The sequence below is a fragment of the Roseovarius sp. genome (assembly GCF_965277045.1).
Lineage (GTDB): Bacteria > Pseudomonadota > Alphaproteobacteria > Rhodobacterales > Rhodobacteraceae > Roseovarius.
On sequence record NZ_OZ255712.1, the window covers coordinates 818,770 to 842,211 of the forward strand.

Genomic DNA, 23,442 nt, shown 5'->3' on the forward strand with positions numbered 1-23,442 from the left:
TACCGTTAAATGCATCCGGAGCACGTTGCCAAATATGTCCCAGCACGTGGGAGGCGAGGCGCGTTATCTGCGGTATAACCTGCTGTAACCTGCAATTCTGGAATAAGACCCTATCAAAGGTTTGTCGGCCTTTGATTTAATGGAGCGGGCGATGAGATTCGAACTCACGACCCTTACCTTGGCAAGGTAATGCTCTACCCCTGAGCTACGCCCGCGTCCGTTGGGTGAGGCGGAGATATAAAGTCTCGCGCGGGGCTGCAAGGGAAAATCGCAGCTTGGGCGGATTTTTTTGCCGCGGCGGCCGTCAGCTGCCGTAGCGCAGGATCAGCTCGACATAGACAAGGGTCGAGGCAAGCAGCAAAAATGCGAAAAACAGGGCACGACGCTTTTTCGTCGGGGGCGTCGGCACATCCGGGTCTTGATCATGCAATCCGGTCACGTCACGTCTCCTTCGGTAGAGACTGCGGCAAATGCAGCAGGGTGCAACTGAGGGTAGTATCCCGACAGCCATCGGGCAAGCAAAACCGGGGGGCGGGTGCCAAGTGGCGGAAAAGCGCGCCTGACCCTGAGGCGACCACGCGGACGCCGGCGCCATGTCGGCAAGCCGCGAAACCGCAGGTCAGCCGCTGTCGGTGTCGTAACAGACGCGGTCTGCGGGCGGCAGAGTGAAGTCCTCGGTGTGCACCACGATCCCGTCCGGGCCAAGCAGCAGAAGGCCGTAGGCCCCCGGCTCGTCCACCGAAAGGCTGGGATCCTGAAAACCGAGCGCCATGGGCATCTGGTGGCAGGGGCTTTTGAAGATCGCCGTGGGAATGCGGTTGCCGGCGCCGGTGGCGAACCCGCCCTGGATCGTGCGGTGGATATGGCCGGCGACGATCTGGTGGACAGAGTCGTGCCCTTCCAGCCGCGCGGCCAGCTGACGGCGCGATTTCAGCCCGATCCAGTCCATGCCGCCGAACCCGGTGAGGATGGGCGGATGGTGCAGGAAGAGGATCACGCGGTGGCCTTGTGCGCCTGCGATGGCGGCTTCCATCCAGTCCAGCCGATCATTGCACAGAAGACCGCTATGGGTGTCGTCGGACTCTTCGTTCAGGGTGTCGAGCAGGACAAGGCGGGTGTCGTCGAGGTCAATCGAATCCTGGACGAATCCCTCGGGCGTTTGCGGCGCATCGGTAAACACCGACCGGAAGGGGCGGCGGCGGTCGTGATTTCCCAGCATGAGCGACACGGGGATCTGCACGTCCGCCAGCGCGGCTTGCAGGCGGCGGTACTCGGGTTCGGTCCCGTGATGGGTGAGATCGCCGGTGATGACGATACGGGCGGCATCCGGGTGGTGTTTCTGCGCGTGGGCGAGGCCTTGGGCGAAGCGTGCGGCGGGATCAAGGCCGATGATCGTCTCGCCCTCGGGCACGAAATGGATGTCAGTAAAGACGATGATTTTCTGCATGACATCCCCCGGGCTTCAGACCGGCGCAGCTTTGTCGGATTCGCGGGTTTTGGAAAGGGGGCTGTTGGCCGGTCGCGGGTGGGGCGCGTCGGGATGCGCGCCCCGCCTGGGAGGGGTCACTCCAGCTCGACCAGCAGGTCTTTGGCGTCGATCTGGGCGCCCGGCTGGACATGCACGGCCTTGACGGTCGCGTCGCGTTCGGCGTGCAGGCCGGTTTCCATCTTCATCGCCTCGATCGTCAGCAGCAGATCGCCGGTCTTGACCTGCTGGCCCGCGCTGACCGCCACGGTGGCCACGGCGCCCGGCATGGGCGCACCGATGTGGTCGGCATTGCCGACTTCGGCCTTGGGGCGGGCCTGAACGGTTTCCTTGACGCGCCGGTCAGGCACGCGAATGGTGCGGGGCTGGCCGTTCAGTTCGAAGAACACCCGCGCTTCGCCGTCCTCGTGGGTTTCGCCGACGGCGACCAGCCGGATTTCCAGCGTCTTGCCGGGGTCGATCTCGGCCGAGATCTCTTCGGCCGGTTCCATGCCGTAGAAGAAGGTCTTGGTGGGCAGGGTGCGCACGGGGCCATAGACTTGGTGGCGCTCCATGTACGCATCGAAGACCTTGGGATACATCATCGCGCCCATCAGGTCCTCGTTGTCGATGTTCTCGTCCTCGAATTTGTCCTGAAGCTCCTTGTGGCGTGCCTCGAGGTCCTCGGGCTCAAGCAGCGTGCCGGGGCGGACGGTAATCGGTTTTTCGTCCTTGAGCACCTTGCGCACGATGTTGTCGGGGAAGCCGCCGGGGGCCTGGCCCACGTAGCCCTTCATCAGGGTCACGACGCTTTCGGGAAAGCTGACCTCGGTCTTGGGGTCGAGCACGTCCTCGCAGGTGAGGCCTTGGCTGACCATCATCAGCGCCAGATCGCCCACGGTCTTGGCGATGGGGGTCACCTTGATCACGTCGCCGAACATCTGGTTCACGTCGGCATAGGTGCGGGCGATTTCGGGCCACTTCGCCTCGAGCCCCAGAGAGCGGGCCTGGGCACGCAGGTTGGTAAACTGTCCGCCGGGCATCTCGTGCAGGTAGACCTCGGAGGTGGGCGACTGCATGGCGCTCTCGAACGCGGCGTAATGCTCGCGTACGTTTTCCCAGTAGATCGAGATCTGCCGGATTGCGCCGATATCGAGGCCGGTGTCGCGGTCGGTGTGGCGCAGGGCCTCGACGACAGAGCCCATGGTGGCTTGGGAGGTGTTGCCCGAAAGCGCGTCCATGGCGCAGTCCACGGCATCGACACCCGCGTCGGCGGCGGCAAGGATCGTGGCCGATGCCACGCCAGCGGTGTCGTGGGTGTGGAAGTGGATGGGCAGGCCGATCTCTTCCTTGAGGGCCTTGAAGAGCACCGTGGCGGAGGCCGGTTTCAGAAGGCCGCCCATGTCCTTGATGCACAGAATATGGGTGCCGGCTTCTTTCAGCTCACGCGCCATGTTGAGGTAATACTTCAGGTCGTACTTCGCACGGTTCGGGTCGAGGATGTCGCCGGTGTAGCAGATCGCCGCTTCCAGCACCTTGTCGGCGTCGCGCACGGCGTCCATTGAGACGCGCATGTTCTCGGTCCAGTTCAGGGGGTCGAAGACGCGGAATATGTCGACGCCACTGTCGGCGGCCTGTTTCACGAAAGCCTGCACGACATTGTCGGGATAGTTGGTGTAGCCCACGCCGTTGGAGCCGCGCAGCAGCATCTGGGTCAGCAGGTTGGGCATGCGTTCGCGCAGGTCGCGCAGGCGCTGCCACGGGCATTCGTCGAGGAACCGGTAGGCCACGTCGAAGGTGGCGCCGCCCCAGCATTCGACCGAGAAAAGCTGTGGAAGATCATGGGCATAGTTCTCGGCGATCTGGATCATGTCGATCGACCGCATGCGCGTCGCCAGCAGCGATTGGTGGCTGTCGCGCATGGTGGTGTCGGTCATCAGCACCTGTTTCTGGGCGGCCATCCAGTCGGCCACGGCCTGCGGCCCGTCACGGTCGAGTATCTGCTTGGCGCCATCGGTGATCGTTTCGTTCTTCGGCTTCGGTGCGCGGGGCAGGGCGAGATCCTCGCGCGGTTTCACGCGGCCCTGGACCTCGGGGTGGCCGTTTACCGTGATGTCGGCGATGTAGGTGAGCACCTTGGTGCCCCGGTCGCGGCGGGCGGCGAAATCGAAAAGCTCGGGCGTCGTGTCGATGAACTTGGTCGTGTATTCGTTGCTGAGGAAAATGGGGTGTTTCAGCAGGTTCTCGACGAAGGCGATGTTTGTGCTGACGCCCCGGATACGGAACTCGCGCAGGGCGCGATCCATCCGGGCGATGGCGCCTTCGGGGGTCTGCGCGTGGGCGGTGATCTTGACCAGCAGGCTGTCGTAATACCGCGTGATGACGCCGCCCGAATAGGCCGTGCCGCCGTCGAGGCGGATGCCCATGCCGGTGGCCTCGCGGAAGGCGGTGATGCGGCCGTAGTCGGGGATGAAGTTGTTCTGCGGGTCCTCGGTGGTGATCCGGGTCTGGATCGCGTGGCCGTTGAGGGTGATCTGGTCCTGGCCGGCCTTGCGGGTGGCTTCCTCGAGCGTCTTGCCCTCGGCGATCTTGATCTGGGCCTGGACGATGTCGATGCCGGTGACCTCCTCGGTCACGGTGTGTTCGACCTGGACGCGAGGATTCACCTCGATGAAGTAGAACTGGTCGGTCTCCATATCCATCAGGAACTCGACCGTACCGGCGCATTCGTAATTGACGTGCTTGCAGATCTTGTAGCCCAGTTGGCAGATTTCCTCGCGCTGCGCGTCGGTCAGGTACGGCGCGGGCGCGCGTTCGACGACCTTCTGGTTGCGGCGCTGGACCGAGCAGTCACGCTCGAAGAGGTGGTACATGTTGCCGTGCTTGTCACCCAGGATCTGGACCTCGACATGGCGGGCACGCTCGATCATCTTTTCCAGATAGCCTTCGCCATTTCCGAATGCAGCCTCGGCTTCGCGTCGGCCTTCGCGGACCTTTTCTTCAAGCTCCTTCTCGGACTGAATGGGTCGCATGCCGCGTCCACCGCCGCCCCAGGAGGCCTTGAGCATCATCGGGTAGCCGATCTCGGACGCTTCCTTGCGGATCTGGTCCATGTCCTCGCCCAGCACCTCGGTGGCGGGTATGACCGGCACGCCGGCCTCGATGGCGACGCGCCGGGCGCTGGCCTTGTCGCCAAGGGCGCGCATGGTCTCGGCCTTGGGGCCGATGAAGGTGATGCCGTTGGCCTCGCAGGCGTCCACGAGCGCGGGGTTCTCGGACAGAAGGCCATAGCCCGGATGGATCGCGTCGGCGCCGGATTTCTTGGCGACGCGGATGATCTCGTCGATCGAGAGATAGGCCTGCACGGGGCCCAGCCCCTCGCCGATGCGGTAGGCCTCGTCGGCCTTGAAGCGGTGCAGGCCCAGCTTGTCTTCCTCGGCATAGACGGCGACGGTGCGTTTGCCCAACTCGTTGGCGGCGCGCATGATGCGGATGGCGATCTCGCCCCGGTTGGCAATCAGAATTTTCTTGAACTCGGCCATGGCCCGTCCTCCCGTCATGTCGTTCGCTGCGGTTGCTCCGCAGTGTTTGCGCCGCAGTGCAGCGTTGCGCCTGTTTTTAGGTTTTGCAAGAGGGTAGCGCAATCCGACAAAGTGGGTACATCCACCGCCGAGCGATTTTCTTGGCCGGGCGGGTAGTGAGGCTACCCGATTGGGAGACCGGTGCCGAACACCGGGGGGCGTGTCGGGGCCGGGTCGCCGCGAGACTGTACGGGTACGCAGGTTAACGCTTCGTGAAGGTCGGGCGCTATGGTCGCTCAGTCCGGGTCCGGCAGCAGGCGGCCGCGGGCATCCCGGGGGCGGCCAAGGCCCAACTGGCCCATGTTGGCCTCGAGATCGGTCTTGAGGATATGCACCAGATGCCCCGGGCCGTCCCGCCCGAGGGCGGCGAGCGCATAGTGCCAGGCCCGTCCAAGCATGACGAAATCCGCCCCCAGGGCCAAGGCACGCAGGATGTCCAGGCCGCTCTCGATACCGCCATCCAGGAGGATCGGCAGGTCGGTTTCGGCGCGGATGAGAGGCAGCGCCTCGATCGTGGCCGGGGCGGCGTCGAACTGGCGGCCGGCGTGGTTGGATATCCAGATCGCGTCGACGCCTTCGGATTGCAGGCGGGCCACGTCGCGATGATCCTGTACGCCCTTGATGATCAGAGTGCCGTCCCAATGCTCGCGCAGCCAGGTAAGATAGGACCAGTCCGGGGAGGTGCGCAGCAGGTAGCCGGCATGCTTGTTCGAGGGTAACCCCTTGGTATCCGGCGCATAATCGTCGATGAAGCGCATGCGGGGCATACCGCGACCGGACATGCCCATGGCCCAGGCTGGGCGGATCGCGATCTGCGCGAGGACACGCGGCGTGATCCGGGGCGGGGTGGTCAGGCCTGACCGCACCTGGCGTTCACGGCGCGAGGCGATGGGCACGTCCACGGTCAGGACCAGCGTGGAAAATCCTGCGCTTTTAATGCGTTGGATCATATCCTTGCGGATTTCGGGATCGCGTGGGGGATAGAGCTGGAACCAGGCATGCGGGCCGAGTGATCCGGTCAGATCCTCGGGCTTTTGCGTGGCCACGGTGGAGAGCGTGTAGGGGATGTTCGCCCGTGCCGCGGCGCGGGCCAGGAGCTGTTCCGCGCCGGGCCAGATCATGCCGGACATGCCCACTGGAGCGATGCCGAAGGGCATGTCAAACTCTTGTCCCAAAAGGGAAGTTTTCAGATCCGGGGCGATCTCGCCATGCAGGATCGAGGGCATCAGGCGGACCGCATCGATCTGCGCCTTGTTGCGCCGCGTCGTGGCTTCGGACCCGGTTCCGCTGTCGAGATATTCCCAGACGAAATGCGGCAGCCGGCGACGGGCGCGGGCGCGCAGGTCGGAAATGGCGGGAAAACGGGCATCGAGCGACATGGCAAAGCGATAGCAAGCCGGGATGCGCCCGGAAAGGGAAATCATCCGCGGGCAGGGTTAACGGTGCGGATCGATTCGAAATGTCACGTCGGTATCGCGTCGGTATCCGGGTGGTATGGCGACGGTGCGAAATTTCTCGTTTGCTCTGGTTGACGCGACGCGCGGTGCGCGACGGGCCGGAGGCCGCGAGTGTTGAGGGAAGGTTAACGCCCGGGGCAGACCGCGGCGTTTTCCGGGCATCAGGCGGGCAGGTCCAGGACCGGATCCGGGACGGATGCGGACAAACCGACGCCGCCACCCCGGGACGGGATGGCGGCGTTCTGGTCTCGTTCAGCGGTGCGTCGCGGCGTCACGAATTGCGCGCTTCCTCGACGGCTTCCATGCAGGCTTTCTCGTCGCCGGCTTCGAGCGCTGCTTTCGCGGTTTCGATGGCATCCTTGGCCTCTTGCGACATCTCGGAGTCCGAGCTGGTCGTGGCGCTGTCGTCGCCCGAACCGTCCTGCTGCGCGGCGGCGTCCTGTCCGGAGGTGGCCACGGAGGATGTATCGGTCTCGAGAGGTGCGGTGTCGCCGTCCTTGACGACCTCGCCGTCGCTTTCGGAGGCGTCCGAGTTCATGTCCTCGGCCTGTGCAGACAGGTCCGTGTCGGAGCCGCTGTCGGACGCGCCCGTGTCCGAGGTGCTGTCGGCGCCGTCCATGCTGCCCGACGCGTCGGCGCTTGCATCCGGGTCTTCCAGCGGGGCCAGGCTGCCGTCCTTGGAGATGCCGCCTTCGACTTCCATTCCGGCCTCGCCGGTGAGTTGTGCCAGTTCATCCTGGCAATCCGCCAGGGCGGGGCCGGAAAGACCGGCGATGGTGCATATTGCGAGCACGCTTGTCATCTTGCGTTTCATGGGGATCCTCCTCCTTTTTCCATTGCCTGTCTAACGGGGAGACCGCCGGTTCGTTCCAATCGGTGCCGCAGGGAAGGCGGGATCGCGCCGATCCGTTCCGGGCAGTCGGTTCGCGGCATGAGTGAAAATTCGTACGAATTTTCGTGGGGGATATCCTTTGCGTGGCAGAAGTGGGGCGGTCGCGGGCGTTAATCTTGATTGAGAAACGTTATTGCGGGCGCGCCCGGTCGGTGGGACTGAAATCGGGGCTATGGTTTGGCGGGCGCCGTGTTAACCTTTGTTAACGGTTTTCGGGCGCGAGAGGGTGTGTTCCATGGGCGAGATCGAACTGGCCGCTTTGCTGTGCGCGTTTCTGGCGGGAAGTGTTGAGGAGCAGCGGCACTATTTCGACGTGGCGGGCATGAAGCGGTATGTCCGCGTGGATTGCGAGACCGAGGACCATGTGATCGAGCTGAGCCTCGACGGCAGCGCGAGCGCGCGGGATTCGCTGCACCAGGCGCTTTTCGCGCAGCATTTGACGGGTAAGAAACCCGTGGTGATCCTGATCGACCGGGACGGGTATGAAGGCCGGTTCGAGTTCGAGATGCGCCATGTCACGCAAGCCGCGGGCGTGCTGTACCTGCGGTGTTCGGAAAGTGCGATCCAGCGGTGGGCGGCCACGTCGGGCCTGCGGCAGGGCACGGCGGGGGCGGATGACCTGCCGGGACCGGGGGCCGTCGCCAGCCGTTGCGATTTGCAGGCGTTGCGGCGGGAGCGGGACGCGGGGTCGTAGCCGTGGGGCGTTAGATCCGCGCATGAAAGGTGGGTTGGAAACCCACCCTACACGGCGTCAAGAGGTGTGAATAAGTGTTAACGGGTTGGAACACAGTGTGAACATTGGCTTTTCCTCGGGACGCGGCTTCGCTATTCTTCGGCCATGAGCAGTTTCGACGAATCCGATGCCTTCGAAAGCGCGTCATTGGCGACGCGTGCGATGGCGGCCCGCCCGACGCCTTATCTGGATGACCTGAACCCCGCGCAGCGCGAGGCGGTGGAGGCGTTGGAGGGGCCTGTGCTGATGCTGGCAGGGGCCGGGACCGGCAAGACCAAGGCGCTGACGACGCGCATGGTGCATTTGCTGAACACGGGCACCGCAAGGCCAAACGAGATCCTGGCAGTGACCTTCACCAACAAGGCGGCGCGCGAGATGAAGATGCGCGTGGGGCGGCTGATGGGCGAGGCCGTCGAGGGAATGCCGTGGCTGGGCACGTTCCACTCGATCTGCGTGAAGCTGTTGCGCCGGCACGCGGAGTTGGTGGAGCTGAAGTCGAACTTCACCATTCTGGACACCGACGATCAGCTGCGCCTGCTGAAGCAGCTGGTGGCGGCGGCGAATATCGATGACAAGCGCTGGCCCGCGCGGATGCTGGCCGGGATCATCGACCAGTGGAAGAACCGGGCGTGGACGCCCGACCAGGTGCCGGCGGCCGAGGCCAGCGCCTATGACGGCAAGGGCGTGGCGCTCTACAAACAATACCAGACCCGGCTGCGCGAGCTGAACGCGGTGGATTTCGGCGACCTGTTGCTGCACATGGTGACGATCTTTCAGACCCATGACGACGTGCTGGAGCAGTACCGGCGCTGGTTCCGCTATATTCTGGTTGACGAGTACCAGGATACCAACGTGGCGCAGTACCTTTGGCTACGCCTTTTGGCGGGCGGTCATCGGAACATCTGTTGCGTGGGCGATGACGACCAGTCGATCTATGGCTGGCGGGGCGCCGAGGTGGGCAACATCCTGCGGTTCGAAAAGGATTTTCCGGGCGCCACTGTTGTTCGGCTGGAGCAGAATTACCGCTCGACGCCGCATATCCTGGCTGCGGCCGGCGGCGTGATTTCGGGCAACAAGGACCGGCTGGGCAAGGAATTGTGGACCGAGGCCGAGGAGGGCGAGAAGGTGCGCCTGATCGGTCATTGGGACGGTGACGAGGAGGCGCGCTGGGTCGGGGAAGAGATCGAGGCGATGCAGCGGGGTACGCGGGGGATGCAGCCGATGAGCCTCGATCACATGGCGATCCTCGTGCGGGCGAGCCACCAGATGCGGGCCTTCGAGGACCGGTTCCTGACGATCGGGATGCCATATCGGGTGATTGGTGGCCCACGGTTCTACGAGCGGATGGAGATCCGCGATGCCATGGCCTATTTCCGGCTCGTGGTGTCGCCTGCCGATGACCTGGCCTTCGAGCGGGTGGTGAACACGCCGAAGCGCGGCCTTGGCGACAAGGCGCAGCAGAAGATCCAGGTGACGGCGCGGCAGAACGGTGTGTCGCTGGTGGAAGGGGCCGCGATACTGCTGGAGGAAAAGGGCCTAACCGGCAAGGGGGCTGCGGAGCTTTGCAAGCTGCTTGATGGTCTCAGGCGCTGGGGGAGGATGGTGGGGGACAAGGACGTGTCCCATGTCGAACTGGCCGAGATGGTGCTGGACGAGAGCGGCTATACCGAGATGTGGCAGATGGACAAGACGCCCGAGGCGCCGGGGCGGCTGGAGAACCTCAAGGAACTGGTGAAGGCGCTGGAAGGCTTCGAGAACCTGCAGGGGTTCCTGGAGCATGTCAGCCTGATCATGGACAACGAGAGCGAGGAGGCGGGCGAGAAGGTGAGCATCATGACGCTGCACGCCGCAAAGGGGCTGGAGTTTCCCGCCGTGTTCCTGCCGGGGTGGGAGGATGGCCTCTTCCCCAGCCAGCGGAGCATGGATGAGAGCGGGCTGAAGGGCCTCGAGGAGGAGCGCCGGCTGGCCTATGTGGGGATCACGCGGGCCGAGGAGGTCTGCACGATTTCCTTTGCCGGGAACCGGCGGGTCTACGGACAGTGGCAGAGCCAGATGCCGAGCCGGTTCATCGACGAGCTGCCGGAGGATCATGTGGAGGTGCTGACGCCGCCGGGGCTCTATGGTGGGGGCTATGGCGCGGCGGGCGGGGGCCTCGGTTCGATCGAATCCCGCGTGGCGGAGGCCAATGTCTATAACTCGCCGGGCTGGAAGCGGATGCAGGCGCGGAGCCAGCAGCGCCCGATGAGCCAGCCGCAGGAGGCGCGCGACATGGTGATCGACGCGCAGGCCGTGAGCGCGCACGAGATGGGTGAACGGGTGTTTCACCAGAAGTTCGGCTATGGCGCGATCATCGGGATCGAGGGCGACAAGCTGGAGATCGATTTCGAGAAGGCCGGGGTCAAGAAGGTGGTGGCGCGGTTCGTGACCGGGGCGGATGATATTCCGTTCTGACGGGGTGGGGGGCCGGTGATCCGAAGGGGCGCGCTGTGCGCGCGCAGGTCGTCTCGACGCCGCGACATGCGGCGTCTCGGGGCGCGGGTGGCGATGTGACGCGTTCGGCCGACGAAGGGCGTTTGGCAGGCCGGGGCCTCCGGCGGGGATATTTTCGGCCAGAGGAAGGTGTGGCCGCGCCGGGAGGGGCGCTGGGCGTCAGGCGCGGTCGAGCCGGTCGCGCAGGGCGAGGATCTCGTCGCGCAGGCGGGCGAGGTCTGTCATGTCCATGCCGGTTTCGCGGGTGATGCAGTCGGGGATATGCGCGGCGTCGGCCTGAAGGGCGCGGCCCGTGTCGGTGAGATGCACGCGGACCTGGCGTTCGTCCGCGGTGTCGCGTTCGCGGCGCAGGAGGCGGCGGGTTTCCAGCCGCTTGATCAACGGGGTGAGGGTGTTGGATTCAAGCTGCAACTCGCGGCCCAGGGCGCCGACCGTGCGGGCGTCGCCGAACCAGAGCGCGCTGAGCAACAGGTATTGCGGATAGGTCAGGCCCAGCGGGGCGAGGAGCGGCTTGTAGGTCTGCTGCATCCGGTGCGCCGTGGAATAGAGCGCAAAGCACAGCATGTCGGGTGGGGGCAGGGTGCTCATTGCGAAAAGATATGTCGTGCGCGATTTGATCGCAAGCGTTGACAGGTCGGGTCGCCGACATATGTGTCGTGTACGATTTAATCTTGAGCGATGAAAGGGAACCTTCATGTCGACCGATATCAAGTACTGGACCGAAGCCCATGCCACCGGCGGTGGCCGCGAAGGGGTGGCGCGCCTGAAGAACGGCATGCTGACCTTTACCATGGACACGCCAGAGGCGCTGGGCGGGGCCGGCAAGGGACACAACCCCGAGGAGCTGTTCGCGACGGGCTATGCCGCGTGCTACCTGGGCGCGATGCGGTTCGCCGCGCAGAGCGAGAAGCTGGGCGAGGTGCCCAAGGATGCATCTGTCGATGCCAAGGTGGGGATCGGGCCGCGTGATGATGGCGGGTTCGGCCTGAAGGTGGAACTGAAGGTGAAGATGCCGGGTGTCGACGAGGACACTGCGAAGAAGATCATGGAACGCGGGCATTTCATCTGTCCGTATTCCAATGCGACGCAAGGCAATATCGAGGTGAAGACCGAGCTGGCCTGACGGCTGGCCTATTGCCGGCGTGGGCCCGGGCGAGGCAAGACCGTGAATCGTGCTTCGTCCGGGTCTTTTCCTGCGTCGATCAAGGCGTTTCCGGGAAAAACCGGATCGCGTTTCGCGGCCTCTTGGATCGCCAGAAGCGATGCATGTTTCGGACTGACCCGGAAACGCTTTAGCCGAACACTCGCGGAAAGGTCTTTTGCAGGGCCACGTCCACGTCGCCCATGGTGACCGGCAGGCCGAGATCGACGAGCGAGGTCACGCCGTGGTCGGTGATGCCGCAGGGGATGATGCCGGTGAAGTGATCGAGGTCCGGTTCGACGTTGATCGAGATGCCGTGGAAGCTGACCCATTTGCGCAGGCGGATGCCGATGGCGGCGATCTTGTCCTCGGGCTTTTGCCCCGTCGCGGTGAGGGGCTTGTCGTCGCGCACGACCCAGACACCGACGCGGCCCTCGCGAATCTCGCCGGTGACATTGAACTGGTCGAGGGTGGAGATGACCCAGGCCTCGAGCTGCTGGACGAAGGCTCGGACGTCGCGGCCGCGCTGGCCCACGTTCAGCATGACGTAGACGACGCGCTGGCCGGGGCCGTGATAGGTATATTGCCCGCCGCGCTTGGTGGGGTAGACCGGAAAGCGGTCGGGATCGGTGAGGTCGGCGGGTTTGGCGGAGGTGCCGGCGGTGTAGAGCGGAGGATGTTCCAGCAGCCAGATCGCCTCGTCCGCCGCGCCGCGCGCGATGGCCTCGGCGCGGGCCTCCATCTTGGCGCAGGCGGTCTCGTAGTCGACGAGGCCGGGGGAGGTGATCCAGTCTACCATCGGCGTGCTTTGGCAGGTGGCGCGGATTTTGTCAAAGCCGTGGTTTTTGGCCTTCACAAGCCGGGCGCGATTGCCTATACGGCGCTGCACCAAGGCGTTCGTTCAGAGCGTCTTTCGGTCACGGGCGGTCGTGGCGGAATTGGTAGACGCGCAGCGTTGAGGTCGCTGTGAGCTAACACTCGTGGGGGTTCGAGTCCCCCCGACCGCACCAGTCCCGAACACCCTTTTGCGTTGCGCGATGATCGAGGGTGGAGGGTGCATCGATGTTCATTCGAAAATCGGCGTTCGCGTGGTGGGGTTGAACCCCACCCTACGATTGCGGCGTTCCCGTCACCCAGACCTGCGCGATGGCGCGGTCGTCGGCCATCATGATCGTGGGGAAGACGGCCTGCCAGAGGTCCTCGGCGCTGGCGGCGCGCTGGGCAATCGCCGGGGTCGAGGCGAGGTTTATGGCGACAAGGTCGGCCTCCATCCCCGGGGCGATGGTGCCGATGTGGTCCGAGAGGTGCAGGGCGTCGGCGCTGCCCGCTGTCGCCAGCCACCACAGCTGCGCGGGGTGCAGAGCGGTGCCGGACAGCTGGCCGATCTCGTAGGCGGCGGCCATGGTGCGCAGCATGGAGAAGGACGAGCCGCCCCCGGTATCGGTGGCAAGGCCGATGCGGTGGCCGTCCTCGAGGCGCGCGGCCATGTCGAACAGGCCGGAGCCGATGAAGGTGTTGGAGGTGGGGCAGTGGATGAGCGCCGCGTCGGCCTCGGCCAGGCGGGCGCGTTCGCGGGCGGTGAGGTGGATGGCGTGGCCGTAGAGGCCGCGGGGGCCGAGAAGGCCGTGGAACTCGTAGGTGTCGAGATAGTCGCGGGCCGTCGGGAAGAGGGATTTGACCCAGGCGATTTCCTCGACCTGTTCGGAAAGATGCGTTTGCATCAGGCAGGTGGGGTGTTCGGCCCAGAGGGCGCCGAGGGCGGAGAGTTGATCGGGCGTCGAGGTGGGCGAGAAGCGCGGGGTGATGGCGTAGGTCAGCCGGCCAATGCCGTGCCAGCGGGCGATGAGGGCGGCGCTGTCGTCATAGGCGGATTGCGCGGTGTCCAGCAGGGCGGCGGGGGCGTTGCGGTCCATGCAGGTCTTGCCGGCGACTGCGCAGAGGTTGCGGCTCTGCGCGGCCTCGAAAAAGGCGTCGACGCTGTGGGCGTGGGAGGTGCAGAACGTCGCGACCGTGGTGGTGCCGTTGGCCAGCGTCAGGTCGAGGTAGCGATTGGCGATCCGGTGCGCGTAGGCGGGATCGGCGAAGCGCATTTCCTCGGGGAAGGTGTAGCTTTCCAGCCAGTCGCGCAGGCGCTTGCCCCAGCTGGCGATGATGCCGGTCTGGGGGTAATGCGCGTGGGCGTCGATGAAACCGGGCGAGATGAGATGGTCGTCGTAGCGCTCGATCCGGGCGTCCGGGGCGGCGGTGCGCAGGTCCGCGAGGGGGCCGGTGCGCATGATGCGACCGTTCTCGATCAGGACCGCCTCGTCGAGGCGGGCAGAGCCGGCGGGGTCGCCCTCGAACGGCGAGCGCGTGAAGCAGAGGACCTGTCCGGTCAGGATGCGCGGGGGGGTCATGCGGGGTGGTGTCCTCGGGGCCGGTCGGGGGCAGGATAGGTGCGCAGAAGACAGGCGTAAATCCCGCATATTACGTTGTGATTTCCCGCGGCTTTGTCCTACATGGTGCCGCAGAACCGGGGAGCGCGCGATGGCCGAGGAAAACCAGCAGGACGACGTGACCGAAGAGCGCGAACCCGCGCAGGTGCCCGAGCCCGAGCGAGAGCCCGAGCGCGAGGACAGCGCCTATGTTCTGGACCAGAAAGTCGTGGGCCGGATCATGTATGCGGTGGATATCGGCGACCAGGCGATGCTGTGGCAGGAGCTGGAGCCGTTTCACCCCGCCGACATCGCCGACCTTCTGGAACAGATCAATTCCTTCGACCGCCGCCGGCTGATCGAGCTTTACGGGCACGAGTTCGACGGCGACGTGCTGACGGAGCTGGACGAGACGATCCGCGAGGAGGTGATCTCGATCCTAGCGCCGGAGGTTCTGACCAACGCGGTACGCGACCTGGAATCGGACGACGTGGTCGACCTGGTCGAGGACATGGAGGAAAGCCGGGCGGCCGAGATCCTGGGCGTGCTGGAGGACAGCGACCGGACGCTGGTGCAGCAGTCGCTGAGTTACCCAGAGTATTCCGCCGGGCGCCTGATGCAGCGCGAGGTGGTGATGGCGCCCGAGCACTGGAACGTGGGCGAGGCGATCGACTATCTGCGCGACCAGGACGACCTGCCGGACCAGTTCTATCACATCGTGCTGGTGGACCCGCGCCTGAAACCCGTGGGCAACGTGACGCTGGGCAAGCTGATGGCCTCAAGGCGCGAGGTGATGCTGAGCTCGCTGGTGGAGGAGACGTTTCACGTCATTCCCGCCGAGCAGTACGAGGGCGACGTGGCCTATGCGTTCAACCAGTATCACCTGATTTCCGCCCCCGTGGTGGACGAGGACGAGCGGCTGGTGGGGGTGATCACCATCGACGACGCGATGGCGGTGCTGGACGAGGAGCACGAGGAGGACATCCTGCGCCTGGCCGGTGTGAGCGAGGAAGGCAGCCTGAGCGATCGAGTGATCAGCACGACGAAACGGCGGTTTCCGTGGCTGGCGGTGAACCTGGTGACGGCGATCATGGCGTCGTTGGTCATTGCGCAGTTCGAGGCGGCGATCGCGCAGATCGTGGCGCTGGCGGTCCTGATGCCGATCGTGGCGTCGATGGGCGGCAATGCGGGGACGCAGAGCCTGACCGTGGCGGTGCGCGCGATTGCGACGAAGGACCTTACAGGGTCGAACGTGTGGCGGTTCATCCGACGCGAGGTGCTGGTGGGCTTGGTCAACGGGATCATATTCGCGGTGGTGATGGGGATCGTGGGCGTGCTGTGGTTCGGCGGGCCGGAACTGGGCTATGTCATCGGAGCGGCGATGGTGATTAACCTGGTGATGGCTGGGTTGGCGGGCACGGTCATTCCTGTCGTGCTGGACCGGGTGGGCGTGGACCCGGCGCTGGCCTCGGGCGCGTTCGTGACGACTGTGACGGATATCGTGGGCTTTTTCGCCTTCCTGGGGCTCGCGGCGGTGGTGCTGCTGTGAGCGATCTGGCGGACGTGAAGGCGGCGGCGCGCAAGGCGGCCTTTGCGCGGCGCAAGGCGGCGTTTGACGGGGCAGAGGGCGCCGGGGCGGGCCTCTTGTCCGGCGTGCTGGCCGGGTATCGCGGCGTGCCTTTGGCGGGGTATATGCCCATACGCACCGAGATCGACCCGTTGCCGGCGATGGCCGAGGCGGCGGCGCATGGCCCGGTGGGCGTGCCGGTGATCGAAGGCGAGGGACTGCCGCTGAAGTTCTCGCGCTGGGAACCGGATGGTGAGTTGCGCGACGGGCCGTTTGGCGCACGGGTGCCGGAGGTGGATGACTTTTTCGAGCCGGAGATCCTGATTGTCCCGCTGGTGGCGTTCGACCGGAATGGCGGACGGCTGGGGTATGGCGGGGGGTTCTATGACCGGACGCTGGAACTGTTGAGGGGCAAGCGGGCGACGCTGGCCATCGGGTTCGCCTTTGCGGCGCAGGAGGCCGAGGGGCTGCCGCTGGAGCCCACGGACCAGCCGCTGGACATGGTTGTGACGGAGAAAGAGGTGATCGGGTTTTGACGGGGGACTGGTTTTTTCACCACGGCGGTTGATCTTGGATAGCGCGCGGAGTCAAGGCGCAGCTTGCTGCGCCGCCGCGCGATCGCCAGACCGCCCGGACGGGCTGGCGATTGGGGTACGCTGGCGATTTGATTTGAGGTCTTGCGGAAGTTGCTGAGATAAAGTGCCCTGACCGTCGGTCGGGTCGCCATCCCGCGGTCTGGCGTTCGCGCGGCACACCCGTCGCACCTGTCGGAAAGAGATGAACATGGACACCCACGACTATACCGCCAAGGTGGTCTGGACCGGCAACCGGGGCGACGGCACCCGGAGCTACAAGGGGTATGACCGGACGTGGAATATCGAGACTCCGGGCAAGCCGGTTGTGGCGTGCTCGAACGATCCGGTGCTGGGCGGGGACCCGAAGCTGCACAATCCCGAGGACCTTTTGCTGGCGACAGTGAGTGCGTGCCACATGCTGTGGTACCTGCATTTCGCCAGTGACGCCGGGATCGCGGTGCACGGCTATGTTGACGACCCGCTGGGCGAGGCGGAGGTGGAGCGGTCCGGCAAGGGGCGGTTCACGCGGGCCGTGCTGCGCCCAGTGATCACGGTGCCCGAGGGCACGGACCTGGAGGCGGCGGACGCGATCCACGGGCGCATTCACGAGGTCTGTTTCATCGCGCGGTCGGTGGCGTTTCCGATTGTCTACGAGGCGCGCTACGAGGTGGCGGCGGGCTGAACGGGGCTGGGAGGTCCCGGGTCAGGCCCGGGTCGGAGGGGGGAGCGTCGGTGGCCCTTGCCCTTTGGAGGCGGTGTCTCTACCAGTTTCGGCATGAGGATTTTGTATCTTGGAGACGTGATGGGCCGGGCCGGACGGCAGGCCGTCGCGGAGCGTTTGCCGGGCCTGCGCCAGGCGTGGAAGCTGGATTTCGTCGTGGTCAACGGCGAGAACGCCACGGGCGGGATGGGCCTGAGCGGGGCACATGCGAAGGATCTGCTGGAGGCGGGCGCGGATTGCCTGACGCTGGGGGATCACGCCTTCGACCAGAAGGACATGCTGCAATATATTGAGGGCGAACCGCGGATCGTGCGGCCTCTGAACTTCGCCAAGGGCGCGCCGGGGCGCGGTGCGGCGGTCTTTTCCGATGCGCGGGGGCGCAAGGTGATGGTGGCGCAGGTGCTGGGGCAGGTGTTCATGAAACGCGCCTTCGACGACCCGTTCAGCGCCGTCGATACGGTGATGCGCGCCCATGTGCCGGGCGGCGGGGTGCAGGCCAGCCTGATCGACATCCATTGCGAGGCCACCAGCGAGAAGATGGGGATGGGGCATTACTGCGACGGGCGGGCGAGCATCGTCGTGGGCAGCCATACCCATGTGCCCACCGCCGACGCGCAGATCCTGCCGGGGGGCACGGCGTTCCAGTCGGATGCGGGCATGTGCGGCGACTACCTGAGCGTGATCGGGATGGAGAAGGCCGAACCGATGCGCCGCTTCGTGACCGGCATGGGCAAGGAGCGGTTCACGCCGGCGCTGGGCGAGGTCACGCTGTGCGGCTTGTATGTCGAGACGGATGACGCCACCGGCAAAGCCACCCGTGTCGAGATGGTCCGCGAGGGCGGGCGGCTGTCGCCGGGTGGCCCATGAAATCCGATCTTTGGCTTTATGCCATTCTGATCGCGATGGGGTTGGGGTGGGGTCTGACGATTCCGCTGGCCAAGATTGCCGTCAGCACCGGGCACCAGCCGGTCGGCCTGATTTTCTGGCAGCTGGTGGTGGTCGTCGTCTGCCTGGGCGCGGTGACGCTGGTGCGGGGGCGCAGGATCATTTTCGGGCGGGCCTACCTGCGGCTCTTCGTGATGGTCGCGCTGTGCGGCGCGGTCCTGCCCGACGTTTTCTTCTATCTTGCCGCGGCGAAACTGCCGGGCGGCGTGATGTCGATCGTTGTCTCGAGCGTGGCGATGTTCTCGCTGCCGATCGCGGTGGCGCTGGGCAATGAGCGGTTCGAGTGGCAGCGCCTGGTCGGGGTGGTGATCGGCCTTGTGGGCATCGTGATGCTGGTGGGGCCGGAGGCGAGCCTGCCGGGCGCGGCCTCGGCAGGGTTCGTCCTGCTGGCGCTGTGCGCGCCGGCGCTCTATGCGACCGAGGGCAACCTGGTGGCCTTGTGGGGCACGCAGGGCCTGGACCCGATGCAGGTGATCCTGGGCGCGTCTCTAGTCGGGCTGGTGATCTGCCTGCCGGCGGCTTTGCTGAGCGGGCAGTGGATCAATCCGCTGAACGGGATCGGCGTGCCCGAGCTGGCGCTGGCGGCGGGGGCGGCGCTGCACGCGCTGGTCTATGCCACCTATGTCTGGATGGTCGGGCGGGCCGGGTCGGTGTTTACCGCGCAGACGTCCTATATGGTGACGGCGGCGGGGGTTCTGTGGTCGATGGCCCTGTTGCAGGAAAGCTATGCGATCTGGGTCTGGCTGGCGCTGGGAACAATGATGCTGGGCATGTTCCTGGTACAGCCGCGGGCGGCGCGGGTTCTTGTGCCGGGGCGCGTGATAGATGACAATGCCGAAGTTGGCATGACATCGGACCGGGACGGGCAGAGCTGATGCAATTCATCGAACTTTCGCAGGGCGCCCAGCCGTTGGTCGCCCTGGGCGTGGTCGCGGTGATGTTCGTGCTGTTCATCCGCGAGATCTATCCCACCGAGGTGGTGGCGCTGAGCGGTGCCGCGGTGCTGCTGGCGCTGGGGGTGCTGCCTTACGACGCGGGGCTGGAGGTGCTGGCCAATCCCGCGCCCTGGACCATCGCGGGGATGTTCGTGGTGATGGGGGCGCTGGTGCGCACCGGGGCGCTGGACGCGTTCACCACCGTGGCGGACCGGCAGGCCAAAGTGAAGCCGAAGCTGGCCATCGGGATGCTGATGGCCTTTGTCGTGTTCGGATCGGCCTTCATGAACAACACGCCCGTCGTCGTGGTGATGATCCCGATCTTCGTGCAACTGGCGCGGACGCTGGGGGTGACGGCCTCGAAGATGCTGATCCCGTTGAGTTACGCGGCGATCCTGGGCGGGACGCTGACGCTGATCGGGACCTCGACCAACCTGCTGGTCGACGGTGTGGCGCGCTCGCAGGGGATGGAGCCGTTCGGGATATTCGAGGTGACGCCGCTGGCGCTGTGCCTGGTGGCGTGGGGGGCGGTGTACCTCTATTTCATCGCGCCACGCCTGTTGCCGGACCGCGAGAGCATGGCGGACATGCTGTCGGACCGCTCGAAGATGAAGTTCTTCACCGAGGCGGTGATCCCGCCCGACAGCAACCTGATCGGCCGCGAGGTGACGGGCGTGCAGTTGTTCAAGCGCGAGGGCGTGCGGCTGGTGGACGTGGTGCGGGGCGATATCTCGCTGCGGCGCAACCTGCAGGGGGTCGAGTTGCAGGTGGGCGACCGGGTGGTGCTGCGCACGCAGATGACCGAACTGCTGAGCCTGCAGCGCAACAAGGAACTGAAGCGGGTCGACCAGGTGTCGGCGGTGGAGACGTCGACGGTGGAGGTGCTGATCACGCCGGGCTGCAAGATGGTGGGGCGCTCGCTCGGCTCGCTGCGCTTGCGGCGGCGGTTCGGGGTCTATCCGCTGGCGGTGCACCGGCGGAACCAGAATATCGGGCGGCAACTGGATGACCTTATCGTGCGGGTGGGCGACACGCTGCTTTTGGAAGGGGCGCCGGAGGACATCAAGCGGCTGGCGGGCGAGATGGACCTGGTGGACGTGAGCCAGCCCTCGGCCAAGGCGTTCCGGCGCGGGCACGCGCCCGTGGCGCTGGCGGCGCTGGCGGGAATCGTGATCCTGGCGGCCCTGGGCGTGGCGCCGATCCTGGCGCTGACGGTGATCGCGCTGGCGGTGGTGCTGCTGTCGCGCTGCATCGACGCGGACGAGGCGTTTTCCTTTGTCGACGGGCGCTTGCTGGCGCTGATCTTCTCGATGCTGGCCATCGGGGCGGCGCTGGAGGCGTCGGGTGCGATACAGCTGATCGTCGACTACGTGGCGCCGGGGCTGTCATCTCTGCCGCCCTTCCTGATCGTCTGGGCGATCTACCTTCTGACCTCGATCCTGACGGAGTTGGTGAGCAACAACGCGGTGGCGGTGGTGGTGACGCCCATCGCCATCGGGCTGGCGGATGCGATGGGGATCGACGCGCGGGCGCTGGTGGTGGCGGTGATGGTCGCGGCCTCGGCCAGTTTCGCTACGCCCATCGGGTACCAGACCAATACGCTGGTCTATGGGCCGGGGGGTTACAAGTTCACCGATTTCCTGAAGGTGGGCGTGCCGCTGAACCTGAGCGTGGGGCTGCTGGCCAGTGCGCTGATCCCGTTCATCTGGCCGCTGTGAGGCCGAGGGTCCTGCGGTGAGTGCAGGATAAGCGCGCCGCGCCGGAGATTGTGCGGCGCGGGGCCTGGCGTCGGTTCGGACGAAGCCGGACCGGGACGGGCGCGAGGCCGGCCCCGGTAAAGAGCGCGATCAGCTGCCGCCGTCGGTGCCTTCGGGCAGGGCGGTGGCCAGCCGGGTGACCGTGTTGAGCTTGGTCATGCCGTCTTCGCCGGCGGTGTCGTACTCGAAAAGCACGCGGTCGCCGCGCGACAGGTCGTCGGGCAGGGTGATCTCGGCAGGCACGTGCCAGACGGTCTTGTCGGTGAGCACGATGATGCCGTCGACACGGTCGAAGGCCAGTACGTGGCCTTCGGTTTCGTCGGCGAAGGCCGGAAGGGCGGCGAATGCGGCAATGATGGCCGCGGTGATGATGCGCATGTGTTTGATCCAGAAGGAGAAAGGCGCTTTGAGCGCGACCCTGCGCCTTCAAGCCGCCGGACGGAGCCTTGCGCCCGGATGGCGGGAAAATGGGATGCGCGGGGTCGTTTGCAAGAGGCGGGCGGACAATTTTTTTGGCGGATTCCCGCGCGTCGGACTCCGGAAAGCTTGCCTGCCGCGCGGGCTTGGGGAAAAAGGCAAAAAAACCGGAGGATTCTCTGATGCGGCGTTTGATGGCGTTCATGCTGGTTTGCGTGGTTGCGGGATGCAGTGCGAAGGAGGCGCCGGAGCCGCGCGCCGCGCATAGCCCGCCGCTTTATCCCAACGAGACGCCGCAGCTTCGGGCGCTGATCAACCAGTATGCCGACGATTACGAGGTGCCACGGTCGCTGGTGCACCGGGTGGTGCAGCGTGAGAGCGACTATCGGCCCGGGGCGCGCAACGGGCCGTATTTCGGCATGATGCAGATCCTGCCCGCCACCGCAAAGGGCATGGGCTTTCAGGGCGCGCCGAGCGACCTTCTGGATGCGGAAACCAACCTGAAATACGCGGTGAAGTACCTGCGCGGCGCATGGCTGGTGTCGGACGGCAGCGAGCCCGACGCGGTGATGTGGTACGCGCGGGGCTATTACTATGCCGCGCGGGACAAGTGTCTGCTGGTTCAGACCGGCTTGCGCGAGCGCGAGATCGCGCGGCACTGCCGCTGAGGCGGGGCGGCCAGAGCGGCCGGATCGCGCGACGTGACACGCCGAGCACGGGAGCGGTCCGGGGCAGGGCCACGCGCCTGTCATCCTTCACGATATAGCCGCCGGTCTGGTCCAGCCCGGCGCGGTGGCGCGGGGCAGGTGATTGGCGGGATTGCACAGGGGCCTGCGCCTGATTTATAGAGGCGTGAACTTTACGCATGTCATCGGAGGCACGTCATGGCCGGCCACTCCAAATGGGCCAATATCCAGCACCGCAAGGGCCGTCAGGATGCCCAGCGGGCGAAGCTCTTTTCCAAGTTGTCGAAAGAGATCACCATCGCCGCGAAGATGGGCGACCCGGACCCCGACAAGAACCCGCGCCTGCGGCTGGCGGTCAAGCAGGCCAAGTCGCAGTCGATGCCCAACGACAATATCGACCGGGCGATCAAGAAATCGGTCGCGGGCGAGGGCGAGGATTACGAGGAAATCCGCTATGAGGGCTATGGCCCGAACGGTGTCGCGGTGATCGTCGAGGCGATGACCGACAACCGCAACCGCACTGCCAGCACGGTGCGCTCGACCTTTACCAAGCATGGCGGGAATCTGGGTGAGACCGGCTCGGTCGGGTTCATGTTCGAGCGCAAGGGGCAGGTGACCTACCCTTCGGATGCGGGCGATGGCGACACGGTGATGATGGCCGCGATCGAGGCCGGGGCCGAGGACGTGGAATCGGGCGAGGACGGGCACGTGATCTGGTGTGCGGACACGGACCTGAACGATGTCTCGACCGCGCTGGAGGCGGAACTGGGCGAGAGCGAGGAGACCAAGCTGGCCTGGCGTCCGACGACCACCACCGAACTGGACCTGGAAGGCATGCAGAAGCTGATGAAGCTGATCGACGCGCTGGAAGACGATGACGACGTGCAGAACGTCACCACGAATTTCGAGGCCAGCGACGAGGTGATGGACCAGCTGGCGGCGGAGTGATCCGGCCCGCACGGATTTGAGGCGGCGTCCCGGCGGGGCGCCGTTTTGCGTTCGGGGCGGTGTCGTGCGCGGAGCCTGCGCTGTGCCGTGTTGTGGACCTTTTTGCGGCGCTGCGGCATGCTGCGCGCAGCCAGGGGAGAGTCGGCATGCAGATCGAACACGAAGACGGAGAGAGCAAGGGGCGCTATGTCACCCGGATCGACGACGGGCCGGAGGCGGAGCTGACCTATTCCAAGCTGGGACGCACGGGCATGATCATCGACCATACCGGCGTGCCGGACGCCTATCGCGGCAAGGGCGTGGGCCTGGCGCTGGTGACCCGCGCGGTGGAGGATGCCCGCGCGGCGGGGCGCAAGATCACGCCGCTTTGCCCGTTTGCCGCGTCGCAGTTTCGCCGGCACCCGGAGTGGGCGGACGTTCTGGCCTGACGTATGGTCGGCTGATGGTGTCGTCTCACGGCGCTTCAAGGTCGCAATCGCGGGTTGCGTCAGGGGCCGCTTGGCGGCAAAGTGAGACTCCCGAAGGTGCCGCGCAGGTCGCGGAGAATTGGGAAGCCGGTGAAAGTCCGGCGCTGCCCCCGCAACGGTAAGGATGGGGGATACCGCAGATGGCCACTGGGGCGACATGCCCCGGGAAGGCGCGCGTATCCGCACCCCCGCCAAGCCCGGAAACCAGCCTTTGGGAGAACGTCGAACCGCGGGGGGCGGTGCGGGCGGTG

21 protein-coding genes, 2 tRNA genes and 1 riboswitch are annotated in these 23,442 nt (G+C 65.7%); of the genes, 13 read left to right on the forward strand and 10 right to left on the reverse strand.

What is annotated here, in order from left to right:
* Positions 1-140: 140 nt before the first annotated feature.
* The 6 genes from ACQY4V_RS03990 to ACQY4V_RS04015 all read right to left on the reverse strand — a co-directional run bounded on the left by ACQY4V_RS03990 (position 141) and on the right by ACQY4V_RS04015 (position 7,317).
* Positions 141-215: transfer RNA gene (locus ACQY4V_RS03990), tRNA-Gly, on the reverse strand.
* 89 nt (positions 216-304) lie between these two features.
* Positions 305-439, reverse strand: a complete 135-nt coding sequence (locus ACQY4V_RS03995; RefSeq protein ID WP_428515615.1) for a hypothetical protein — start codon at positions 437-439, stop codon at positions 305-307.
* A gap of 180 nt (positions 440-619) precedes the next feature.
* Entirely contained in the window at positions 620-1,447 is an 828-nt protein-coding gene (locus tag ACQY4V_RS04000) for a phosphodiesterase (RefSeq protein ID WP_428515616.1), read from the reverse strand.
* Between the two features lie 116 nt (positions 1,448-1,563).
* Positions 1,564-5,007 carry a pyruvate carboxylase gene (gene pyc / locus ACQY4V_RS04005; RefSeq protein ID WP_428515617.1) on the reverse strand — a complete coding sequence of 1,148 codons (3,444 nt, stop codon included), beginning with the start codon at positions 5,005-5,007 and terminating at the stop codon, positions 1,564-1,566.
* Between the two features lie 275 nt (positions 5,008-5,282).
* Positions 5,283-6,425, reverse strand: a complete 1,143-nt coding sequence (locus ACQY4V_RS04010; protein WP_428515618.1) for an alpha-hydroxy acid oxidase — start codon at positions 6,423-6,425, stop codon at positions 5,283-5,285.
* 349 nt (positions 6,426-6,774) lie between these two features.
* The gene (locus ACQY4V_RS04015) at positions 6,775-7,317 is read right to left on the reverse strand and encodes a hypothetical protein (RefSeq protein WP_428515619.1); all 543 of its coding nucleotides are present in this window, start codon (positions 7,315-7,317) and stop codon (positions 6,775-6,777) included.
* 313 nt (positions 7,318-7,630) lie between these two features.
* Between ACQY4V_RS04015 and ACQY4V_RS04020 the strand changes: the two genes are divergently transcribed.
* Positions 7,631-8,089, forward strand: a complete 459-nt coding sequence (locus ACQY4V_RS04020) for a hypothetical protein (protein ID WP_428515620.1) — start codon at positions 7,631-7,633, stop codon at positions 8,087-8,089.
* Positions 8,090-8,233: 144 nt separating this feature from the next.
* Positions 8,234-10,579, forward strand: a complete 2,346-nt coding sequence (locus ACQY4V_RS04025) for an ATP-dependent helicase (protein WP_428515621.1) — start codon at positions 8,234-8,236, stop codon at positions 10,577-10,579.
* A gap of 198 nt (positions 10,580-10,777) precedes the next feature.
* On the opposite strand, the gene ACQY4V_RS04030 is transcribed toward ACQY4V_RS04025, so the two are convergent.
* Positions 10,778-11,206: a MarR family winged helix-turn-helix transcriptional regulator gene (locus ACQY4V_RS04030; RefSeq protein ID WP_428515622.1), complete on the reverse strand. Its 429-nt coding sequence runs from the start codon at positions 11,204-11,206 to the stop codon at positions 10,778-10,780.
* A gap of 106 nt (positions 11,207-11,312) precedes the next feature.
* Between ACQY4V_RS04030 and ACQY4V_RS04035 the strand changes: the two genes are divergently transcribed.
* Entirely contained in the window at positions 11,313-11,741 is a 429-nt protein-coding gene (locus ACQY4V_RS04035) for an organic hydroperoxide resistance protein (protein WP_428515623.1), read from the forward strand.
* A gap of 169 nt (positions 11,742-11,910) precedes the next feature.
* Here ACQY4V_RS04035 and lipB read toward each other — a convergent pair whose 3' ends face one another.
* Positions 11,911-12,558 carry a lipoyl(octanoyl) transferase LipB gene (gene lipB / locus ACQY4V_RS04040; protein ID WP_428515624.1) on the reverse strand — a complete coding sequence of 216 codons (648 nt, stop codon included), beginning with the start codon at positions 12,556-12,558 and terminating at the stop codon, positions 11,911-11,913.
* A 124-nt stretch (positions 12,559-12,682) separates the two neighbouring features.
* Here lipB and ACQY4V_RS04045 point away from each other — a divergent pair.
* Positions 12,683-12,769: transfer RNA gene (locus ACQY4V_RS04045), tRNA-Leu, on the forward strand.
* A gap of 99 nt (positions 12,770-12,868) precedes the next feature.
* Here ACQY4V_RS04045 and guaD read toward each other — a convergent pair.
* Positions 12,869-14,155, reverse strand: coding sequence for a guanine deaminase (guaD, locus tag ACQY4V_RS04050; protein WP_428515625.1), 1,287 nt, complete (start codon positions 14,153-14,155; stop codon positions 12,869-12,871).
* A 130-nt stretch (positions 14,156-14,285) separates the two neighbouring features.
* Here guaD and mgtE point away from each other — a divergent pair, with 130 nt between their 5' ends.
* From mgtE to ACQY4V_RS04080, 6 genes are all read left to right on the forward strand, one after another.
* The gene (gene mgtE / locus ACQY4V_RS04055; protein ID WP_428515626.1) at positions 14,286-15,722 is read left to right on the forward strand and encodes a magnesium transporter; all 1,437 of its coding nucleotides are present in this window, start codon (positions 14,286-14,288) and stop codon (positions 15,720-15,722) included.
* Positions 15,719-16,276, forward strand: coding sequence for a 5-formyltetrahydrofolate cyclo-ligase (locus tag ACQY4V_RS04060; protein WP_428515627.1), 558 nt, complete (start codon positions 15,719-15,721; stop codon positions 16,274-16,276). Before mgtE ends, ACQY4V_RS04060 begins: the two co-directional genes overlap by 4 nt.
* A 247-nt stretch (positions 16,277-16,523) precedes the next feature.
* Positions 16,524-16,997, forward strand: coding sequence for an OsmC family protein (locus tag ACQY4V_RS04065; RefSeq protein WP_428515628.1), 474 nt, complete (start codon positions 16,524-16,526; stop codon positions 16,995-16,997).
* A 93-nt stretch (positions 16,998-17,090) separates the two neighbouring features.
* Entirely contained in the window at positions 17,091-17,903 is an 813-nt protein-coding gene (locus tag ACQY4V_RS04070) for a TIGR00282 family metallophosphoesterase (protein ID WP_428515629.1), read from the forward strand.
* Complete coding sequence (locus ACQY4V_RS04075; protein ID WP_428515630.1) at positions 17,900-18,856, forward strand: DMT family transporter; 957 nt, start codon at positions 17,900-17,902, stop codon at positions 18,854-18,856. Before ACQY4V_RS04070 ends, ACQY4V_RS04075 begins: the two co-directional genes overlap by 4 nt.
* Positions 18,856-20,634: an SLC13 family permease gene (locus ACQY4V_RS04080; protein WP_428515631.1), complete on the forward strand. Its 1,779-nt coding sequence runs from the start codon at positions 18,856-18,858 to the stop codon at positions 20,632-20,634. The genes ACQY4V_RS04075 and ACQY4V_RS04080 overlap by 1 nt, the downstream gene beginning before the upstream one ends.
* 129 nt (positions 20,635-20,763) lie before the next feature.
* On the opposite strand, the gene ACQY4V_RS04085 is transcribed toward ACQY4V_RS04080, so the two are convergent.
* Complete coding sequence (locus ACQY4V_RS04085) at positions 20,764-21,051, reverse strand: hypothetical protein (protein ID WP_428515632.1); 288 nt, start codon at positions 21,049-21,051, stop codon at positions 20,764-20,766.
* Between the two features lie 221 nt (positions 21,052-21,272).
* Here ACQY4V_RS04085 and ACQY4V_RS04090 point away from each other — a divergent pair, with 221 nt between their 5' ends.
* The 3 genes from ACQY4V_RS04090 (at position 21,273) to ACQY4V_RS04100 (ending at position 23,152) form a co-directional block, all read left to right on the forward strand.
* A complete protein-coding gene (locus ACQY4V_RS04090) occupies positions 21,273-21,758 on the forward strand; it encodes a transglycosylase SLT domain-containing protein (protein ID WP_428515633.1) in 486 nt (161 codons plus the stop codon).
* 216 nt (positions 21,759-21,974) lie between these two features.
* A complete protein-coding gene (locus tag ACQY4V_RS04095; protein ID WP_152491870.1) occupies positions 21,975-22,724 on the forward strand; it encodes a YebC/PmpR family DNA-binding transcriptional regulator in 750 nt (249 codons plus the stop codon).
* A gap of 146 nt (positions 22,725-22,870) precedes the next feature.
* Positions 22,871-23,152: a GNAT family N-acetyltransferase gene (locus tag ACQY4V_RS04100; RefSeq protein WP_152496014.1), complete on the forward strand. Its 282-nt coding sequence runs from the start codon at positions 22,871-22,873 to the stop codon at positions 23,150-23,152.
* Positions 23,153-23,229: 77 nt separating this feature from the next.
* A riboswitch (cobalamin riboswitch) is annotated at positions 23,230-23,418 on the forward strand.
* Positions 23,419-23,442 lie beyond the last annotated feature (24 nt).

What these genes read in the sequence shown, in the direction of transcription:
- mgtE (WP_428515626.1), top strand. Translation starts at nt 14,286, where the DNA reads ATGGCCGAGGAAAACCAGCAGGACGACGTGACCGAAGAGCGCGAACCC.
- ACQY4V_RS04080 (WP_428515631.1), top strand. Translation starts at nt 18,856, where the DNA reads ATGCAATTCATCGAACTTTCGCAGGGCGCCCAGCCGTTGGTCGCCCTG.
- ACQY4V_RS04025 (WP_428515621.1), top strand. Translation starts at nt 8,234, where the DNA reads ATGAGCAGTTTCGACGAATCCGATGCCTTCGAAAGCGCGTCATTGGCG.
- ACQY4V_RS04070 (WP_428515629.1), top strand. Translation starts at nt 17,091, where the DNA reads ATGAGGATTTTGTATCTTGGAGACGTGATGGGCCGGGCCGGACGGCAG.
- ACQY4V_RS04075 (WP_428515630.1), top strand. Translation starts at nt 17,900, where the DNA reads ATGAAATCCGATCTTTGGCTTTATGCCATTCTGATCGCGATGGGGTTG.
- ACQY4V_RS04095 (WP_152491870.1), top strand. Translation starts at nt 21,975, where the DNA reads ATGGCCGGCCACTCCAAATGGGCCAATATCCAGCACCGCAAGGGCCGT.
- ACQY4V_RS04030 (WP_428515622.1), bottom strand. Translation starts at nt 11,206, where the DNA reads ATGAGCACCCTGCCCCCACCCGACATGCTGTGCTTTGCGCTCTATTCC.
- ACQY4V_RS04010 (WP_428515618.1), bottom strand. Translation starts at nt 6,425, where the DNA reads ATGTCGCTCGATGCCCGTTTTCCCGCCATTTCCGACCTGCGCGCCCGC.
- ACQY4V_RS04020 (WP_428515620.1), top strand. Translation starts at nt 7,631, where the DNA reads ATGGGCGAGATCGAACTGGCCGCTTTGCTGTGCGCGTTTCTGGCGGGA.
- ACQY4V_RS04035 (WP_428515623.1), top strand. Translation starts at nt 11,313, where the DNA reads ATGTCGACCGATATCAAGTACTGGACCGAAGCCCATGCCACCGGCGGT.
- ACQY4V_RS04100 (WP_152496014.1), top strand. Translation starts at nt 22,871, where the DNA reads ATGCAGATCGAACACGAAGACGGAGAGAGCAAGGGGCGCTATGTCACC.
- ACQY4V_RS04000 (WP_428515616.1), bottom strand. Translation starts at nt 1,447, where the DNA reads ATGCAGAAAATCATCGTCTTTACTGACATCCATTTCGTGCCCGAGGGC.
- ACQY4V_RS04015 (WP_428515619.1), bottom strand. Translation starts at nt 7,317, where the DNA reads ATGAAACGCAAGATGACAAGCGTGCTCGCAATATGCACCATCGCCGGT.
- ACQY4V_RS04085 (WP_428515632.1), bottom strand. Translation starts at nt 21,051, where the DNA reads ATGCGCATCATCACCGCGGCCATCATTGCCGCATTCGCCGCCCTTCCG.
- ACQY4V_RS04090 (WP_428515633.1), top strand. Translation starts at nt 21,273, where the DNA reads ATGCGGCGTTTGATGGCGTTCATGCTGGTTTGCGTGGTTGCGGGATGC.
- lipB (WP_428515624.1), bottom strand. Translation starts at nt 12,558, where the DNA reads ATGGTAGACTGGATCACCTCCCCCGGCCTCGTCGACTACGAGACCGCC.
- pyc (WP_428515617.1), bottom strand. Translation starts at nt 5,007, where the DNA reads ATGGCCGAGTTCAAGAAAATTCTGATTGCCAACCGGGGCGAGATCGCC.
- ACQY4V_RS04065 (WP_428515628.1), top strand. Translation starts at nt 16,524, where the DNA reads ATGGACACCCACGACTATACCGCCAAGGTGGTCTGGACCGGCAACCGG.
- guaD (WP_428515625.1), bottom strand. Translation starts at nt 14,155, where the DNA reads ATGACCCCCCCGCGCATCCTGACCGGACAGGTCCTCTGCTTCACGCGC.